General features: G+C 74.4%; 6 protein-coding genes. 4 read left to right on the top strand and 2 right to left on the bottom strand.

Features of this window, described 5'->3' with window-relative positions; genetic code table 11:
* The first annotated feature begins 309 nt into the window (after positions 1-309).
* On the top strand, positions 310-1,077 hold the full coding sequence (locus ACFWEK_RS17655; protein ID WP_430546164.1) for a GNAT family N-acetyltransferase: 768 nt from the start codon (positions 310-312) through the stop codon (positions 1,075-1,077).
* A 44-nt stretch (positions 1,078-1,121) separates the two neighbouring features.
* Here ACFWEK_RS17655 and ACFWEK_RS17650 read toward each other — a convergent pair whose 3' ends face one another.
* Positions 1,122-1,556, bottom strand: a complete 435-nt coding sequence (locus tag ACFWEK_RS17650; protein ID WP_430546163.1) for a hotdog fold thioesterase — start codon at positions 1,554-1,556, stop codon at positions 1,122-1,124.
* Between ACFWEK_RS17650 and polA the strand changes: the two genes are divergently transcribed.
* Together polA and ACFWEK_RS17640 are read left to right on the top strand one after the other, a co-directional pair.
* Positions 1,555-4,296 carry a DNA polymerase I gene (polA, locus tag ACFWEK_RS17645; RefSeq protein ID WP_430554870.1) on the top strand — a complete coding sequence of 914 codons (2,742 nt, stop codon included), beginning with the start codon at positions 1,555-1,557 and terminating at the stop codon, positions 4,294-4,296. The genes ACFWEK_RS17650 and polA overlap by 2 nt on opposite strands.
* 14 nt (positions 4,297-4,310) lie before the next feature.
* Positions 4,311-4,661: an SH3 domain-containing protein gene (locus ACFWEK_RS17640; RefSeq protein ID WP_430546161.1), complete on the top strand. Its 351-nt coding sequence runs from the start codon at positions 4,311-4,313 to the stop codon at positions 4,659-4,661.
* An 18-nt stretch (positions 4,662-4,679) separates the two neighbouring features.
* Here the strand turns inward: ACFWEK_RS17640 and ACFWEK_RS17635 are convergent, their stop codons facing one another.
* Positions 4,680-5,501, bottom strand: coding sequence for a class I SAM-dependent methyltransferase (locus tag ACFWEK_RS17635; protein WP_430546160.1), 822 nt, complete (start codon positions 5,499-5,501; stop codon positions 4,680-4,682).
* A gap of 193 nt (positions 5,502-5,694) precedes the next feature.
* Between ACFWEK_RS17635 and ACFWEK_RS17630 the strand changes: the two genes are divergently transcribed.
* The coding region (locus ACFWEK_RS17630) for a S1 RNA-binding domain-containing protein (protein ID WP_430554869.1) at positions 5,695-6,095 on the top strand (401 nt) is incomplete at its 3' end.

The raw sequence follows: 6,095 nt of genomic DNA, 5'->3' as shown, positions 1-6,095 counted from the left end.
GGGCTCCTTACTCGGTGTTGGCCCGGCCGCCCCCGGTGGGGGGTGGGCGGGGCGGCCTTCAGCGTGCTGGGGGGGGGTGCCTGACCCCCCCCGGGGGGGCCGGGTGGCAGGAGGAGTCCTGCGACCGGGCCACTGCCCATTGTGCGAGGGCGACGGGGTCGCTATCGTCGCCTGGGTGTCGTGACCAATCTGTGATATTCATGCTTCAACGACCGTGACCCCGGGGCTGCCGGGGCGGCCCTCGGGATCGGGGTGGGAAGGCTCCCACCCCGCCCGGGACGGGGACGGTCATTCGTCGAGGAGGTGCCGATGCGTGCAGCGGTCGAGGTCCGGCCGGTCGAGCAGGACGACATGGTCGACGTCGCGCGCCTCGCGGAGCGTGCCGTCGAGGAGTCGCCGTCGGCCGCGCAGGGAACCCCCTCGGACGCCTCTCGCCTCCTGGAGCACCTGAGCGTGCTGCTGGGTGCGGGCGGGCAGGTGCTCGTCGCGAGCCACGAGGGCGAGATCTGCGGGTTCGCCGTGCTGCGCGTCATCGACCCGCTGCTGTTCGCGACGACCACGAGCCTGTACGTCGACGCCGTCTTCGTCAGCCCGTCCGCCCGCCGCCGCGGCGTCGGGCACGCGCTCCTCGCGGCCGCGGCCGCCGTCGCGGGGGAGCGGGGCGCCGAGAACGTTTACTGCGCGCCGGCCCCGGGCGCCCGCGGCATGCACCGCTTCCTCGCCCGGCTGGGCTTCGCCCCCACGTCGGGGCACCGCGTGGTCGCCACGGCGACGCTGCAGCGCCGGCTGGTCCAGGAGAACCCCCGCGGGACGCGCACGGCGGCCCGGGCGGGGCGCCGCGAGGCGACCCGCGCGGCGATCGAGGATCTCGTCGCCCGTCGGCGCCGGGCGCGGGCCGCGGGTCTGCCCACCGGCCCGGTCGACCTGCGCGCCTTCCAGGCCGAGCGGGACGCCGCGCTGCGCGCGGCCGCCGAGCGCGCCGCCGACCGCGGCGAGGGCGTGGAGGGCCCGGACGGCGTGACCTCCCTGGATGTCGCGACGCGGCACGACGCGGCGAGCGAGTCCGTCCCCTCCTGACCGGCCCGTCGGGCTTCCACGGCCCGCGCGGCGCCCGTCCGCTCTCAGCGGGCGTCGAGGATCATGCAGGTGAGCCGCGCGGTGCAGACGCGCCGACCGTCGTCGTCGGTGACGACGATCTCGTACGCGGCGGTCGACCGCCCCAGGTGCAGGGCCGTGGCCACGCCGTGGACGCTCCCGGACCGCGCACCGCGGTGGTGGGTCGCGTTGAGCTCCAGGCCGACCGCGGCGCGCGCCGGTCCCGCGTGCTGCTGCGCGGCGACGGAGGCGAGCGTCTCCGCGAGCGACGCCGTCGCGCCGCCGTGCAGCAACCCTGCCGGCTGGGTGTTCCCGGCCACCGGCATGGTGCCGGCGGTGCGCTCGGCGGCCACCTCCGTGAGCCGGATCCCGAGACGTTCGATGAGCGTGCCCCGCGCGGCGGCGGCCCACTCCTCGAGGGTGCGGGGGAAGCGGGGCGCGTCGGCGGTGGTGTCAGACATGGGCGATAGGTTGGCACCCGTGACGACCTCCGCGCGAACCGGGACCCGCCCACGCCTCCTGCTGATCGACGGCCACTCCATGGCGTACCGAGCGTTCTTCGCGCTGCCGGACACGCTGGTGACGTCCAGCGGCCAGGTGACGAACGCCGTCTACGGCTTCACCTCGATGCTGACGAACCTGCTGCGCGACGAGCAGCCGACGCACGCCGCCGTCGCGTTCGACGCCGGCCGCGTGACGTTCCGCACCGAGCGGTTCCCCGAGTACAAGGGCAACCGCGACGCGACCCCCGAGGTGTTCCGCGGGCAGGTGCCGCTCATCAAGGAGGTCCTCGAGGCGCTGCGCGTCCCCGCGCTGCAGCGGGAGGGCATCGAGGCCGACGACATCCTCGCCACGCTCGCCCGCGAGGGCCGCGAGGCCGGGTTCGACGTGCTGGTCTGCTCGGGCGACCGGGACTCGCTGCAGCTCGTCACCGAGGACGTGACGGTGCTCTACCCGAAGCGCGGCGTGTCGGAGCTCGCGCGGATGACCCCCGAGGCCGTCGCCGAGAAGTACGGCGTGCCGCCGGAGCAGTACCCCGACCTCGCGGCCCTCGTGGGCGAGTCGAGCGACAACCTGCCGGGTGTGCCCGGCGTCGGCCCCAAGACGGCGGCCAAGTGGGTCACGACCTACGGCGGCCTCGAGCCGCTGCTCGAGCACGTCGACGAGCTCAAGGGCAAGGCGGCGGGGAACCTGCGGGAGGCCGTCGAGCAGGTGCGGCTCAACCGCGAGCTCAACCGGCTCCTGGACGACGTGGAGCTGCCGCTCGCGGTGGCCGACCTGGGCCTGGCCGGGTTCGACCGCGAGGCCGTGCACCGGGTCTCCGACACGCTGCAGTTCGGCGCGCTGCGCGACCGGCTGCTCGCCGCGGACCCGTCCGCGGAGCCCGCCCAGGCGGCCGAGGTCGCGGGCGTCCAGGTCGCGCTCGCGGCGCTCGGGCCGGGCGGGCTCGGTGCGTGGCTGGCCGCACGCTCCGGCCGTCCTCTCGGGCTCGAGGTCACGGGGACCCCGACGCCCGGGGCGGGGGACGCCTGGGACGTCGCGCTCGCCGACGACCACGACGGGGAGACCGCCGCGGCTGTCGTCGACCTGGCCGACGTGACGCCGGAGGACGAGCGCGCCCTCGCGACGTGGCTCGCCGACCCGGCGGCGCCGAAGGTCGTGCACGGTGCCAAGGCCGCCTGGCACGAGCTGGCCGGGCGCGGTCTCGACCTGCAGGGCGTCTCCTTCGACACCGAGCTCGCGGCCTACCTCTGCTACCCCGACCAGCGCGGCTACGACCTCGCCGACCTCACGGTGCGCCTGCTCGGGCGGGAGCTGTCCGCGGGGGAGGCGCCCGACGCCGCCGGGCAGGGCGCCCTCGACCTCGCGCTCGACGGCGGCGACGAGGACCCCCGGGCGCGGCAGGCGGCCGTGCGCGCGGCCGCCGTGGTCGACCTGGCCCAGGCGCTGTCCGGGCAGCTCGAGGACCGCGGCGCCGCGGGGCTGCTCACGGACCTGGAGCTGCCGCTCACGGTCGTGCTCGGCCGGATGGAGTCCACGGGCATCGCGGCGGACGTCGAGTACCTCACGGAGCTCGAGAAGCAGTTCGCGTCGATGGTGGCCGACGCGGCCGCGGACGCCTACGACGTGATCGGCCGGCAGGTGAACCTCGGCAGCCCGAAGCAGCTGCAGGAGGTGCTGTTCGACCAGCTCGGGATGCCCAAGACCAAGAAGATCAAGACGGGCTACACCACGGACGCCGCGTCCCTGCAGGACCTGTACGTCAAGACGGAGCACCCGTTCCTGGAGCACCTGCTGGCGCACCGCGACGCGACGAGGCTGCGCTCGACGGTCGAGGGGCTGCTGAAGTCCGTGGCGCCCGACGGGCGGATCCACACCACCTTCCAGCAGACGATCGCCGCCACGGGCCGGCTGAGCTCCACCGACCCGAACCTGCAGAACATCCCGATCCGGACGGAGGAGGGACGGCGCATCCGCCGGGCCTTCCGCGTCGGCGAGGGCTACGAGACGCTGCTCACCGCGGACTACAGCCAGATCGAGATGCGCATCATGGCGCACCTGTCGGGGGACGAGGGGTTGATCGAGGCCTTCCGCTCCGGCGAGGACCTGCACCGCTATGTCGGTTCCCGGGTGTTCGAGGTGGCGCCCAAGGACGTCACGCCGGAGATGCGCTCGAAGATCAAGGCGATGAGCTACGGGCTCGCGTACGGGCTGAGCGCCTTCGGGCTGTCGCAGCAGCTCACGATCCCGACCGGCGAGGCGCAGTCGCTGATGGACGACTACTTCACCCGCTTCGGCGGGGTGCGCGACTACCTCACGGGGGTGGTCGAGGAGGCCCGCGCCACCGGCTACACCGCGACGATCCTGGGGCGTCGCCGCTACCTCCCCGACCTCACGAGCGACAACCGGCAGCGGCGGCAGATGGCCGAGCGCATGGCGCTCAACGCCCCGATCCAGGGCAGCGCCGCCGACATCATCAAGGTCGCGATGCTCGGCGTGCAGCGCGAGCTGGACGAGCGGGGCCTCGCGTCGCGGCTGCTGCTCCAGGTGCACGACGAGCTGGTGGTCGAGGTGGCGCCGGGGGAGCGCGAGGCGGCGGAGGACGTGCTGCGCTCGCAGATGGGCTCCGCGGTGGAGCTGGACGTGCCGCTGGACGTCTCCGTCGGCGCGGGGGCGACCTGGCACGACGCCGGGCACTGACGGGGAGGACGGCGATGGATCTCGGTCCCGCCCGCGTGGTCGCCGATCACGAGATCCCGTCCCGTGCGCCGCTCCGCGTCGCGCCGGGGGACGCCGTGCGGGTGGGCGACCGCGACGACACCTGGCCCGCGTTCGTGTTCGTCACGTCGGGCGACGGCGGCAGCGGGTGGGTGCCCGCGCGGCACCTGGACGACGCCCGTCCGGTGGCGGTGGTCCGCGAGGCGTACGACACCCAGGAGCTCGCGGTCGCCGCGGGCGAGGCCGTCGAGGTCACCGCCGACGACCCGGGGTCCGGGTGGAGCTGGTGCGTCGCGCGGGACGGCCGCGCCGGCTGGGTGCCGCACCGGGCCCTCGGGCCCGCCTGAGCCGGTCGGGCCCTCGGGTCAGTCCTTGGTCGTGACGAAGACCGCGGTGCCGGGCAGCACGGCGCCGCGCTCCGGGCTCCAGCCGCCCCACGTCGCGGAGTTCCAGCCCGGCCACTCGGGCTCGACGACGTCGCGCAGGCGCAGGCCGGCGGCGGCGACGTCGCGCACGTGGTCGCCGACCGTGCGGTGGTACTCGGCGTAGCGCACGTCGCCCTGGTCGTCGGTCTCGACGTAGGGACGGCGGTCGAAGTAGGAGCGGTGCACGGTGAGGCCCAGGGTGGTGGGGTCGTCGGGGAACGCCCAGCGCACGGGGTGCGTCACGGAGAACACCCACCGGCCGCCCGGCCGCAGCACTCGGGCCGCCTCGGCGTGCACGCGCTCCGCGTCCGCGACGAACGGGATGGCCCCGTACGAGGTGAACGCGACGTCCACGGAGCCGGAGGCGACGGGGAGCGACCTGGCGTCGGCCTGCACCAGCGGCACCGGCGTGGCGGTGGCGGCGTTGAGCCGTGCCGCGCCGGCCAGCATGCGCGCGGAGACGTCGGTGGCCAGGACCCGGGCCCCTCGGCCGACCAGCCAGCGCGAGCAGTGTGCCGCCCCGGCGCCGATCTCGAGGACCCGGGCGCCGTCGACGTCGCCGAGCAGGCCGGCCTCCGCCTCGGTGAGCCCCTCCGGGCCCCAGCGGAAGCCCGCGTCGCCGAGGAACGTGCCGTGCTCGGCGAGGTACTCGTCGGCGTTCTCGTCCCACCACCCCCGCGCGGCAGCGTTCCCCGCCTCGTCGGGGACGTCGTCGTACCCCGCGTGCGCGACGGGACGGGGCGCGGGAGGATGGTGGCTCACCCGGCCATCGTGGCACGGGGCCCGCGTTGACCCCTCGCCGCACCGTCGATAAGATTGTCGGCGGTGCAGTGCGCCTGAGGACGTCTCGGGGTTCGGCCGCCGTCGTGCGGACCGGTCCCCGCGTCGATGCCCGGGTGCTCGCGCCACAGACCCTGTCCGCACTACGTCCTGTCCGCATCGGAGCATCTACTCAATGACCATCTCCACCACGAAGTCCGCCCCGCAGGTTGCCGTCAACGACATCGGCACCGAAGAGGACTTCCTTGCCGCCGTCGACGCCACCATCAAGTACTTCAACGATGGTGACATCGTGGAAGGCACGATCGTCAAGGTCGACCGCGACGAGGTCCTTCTTGACATCGGTTACAAGACGGAGGGCGTGATCCCGTCCCGGGAGCTCTCCATCAAGCACGACGTGGACCCGGGCGAGGTCGTCGCCGTGGGCGACGCCGTCGAGGCTCTCGTCCTCCAGAAGGAGGACAAGGAGGGTCGCCTGATCCTGTCCAAGAAGCGCGCCCAGTACGAGCGCGCCTGGGGCACGATCGAGAAGATCAAGGAGGAGGACGGCGTCGTCACCGGCACCGTCATCGAGGT

Origin of the sequence: Isoptericola sp. NPDC060257 (assembly GCF_042726645.1) — a bacterium.
Taxonomy (GTDB): domain Bacteria; phylum Actinomycetota; class Actinomycetes; order Actinomycetales; family Cellulomonadaceae; genus Isoptericola; species Isoptericola nanjingensis.
Note: the sequence above shows the minus strand (reverse complement) of the source record. Positions and strands in the feature narration are given on the sequence as shown.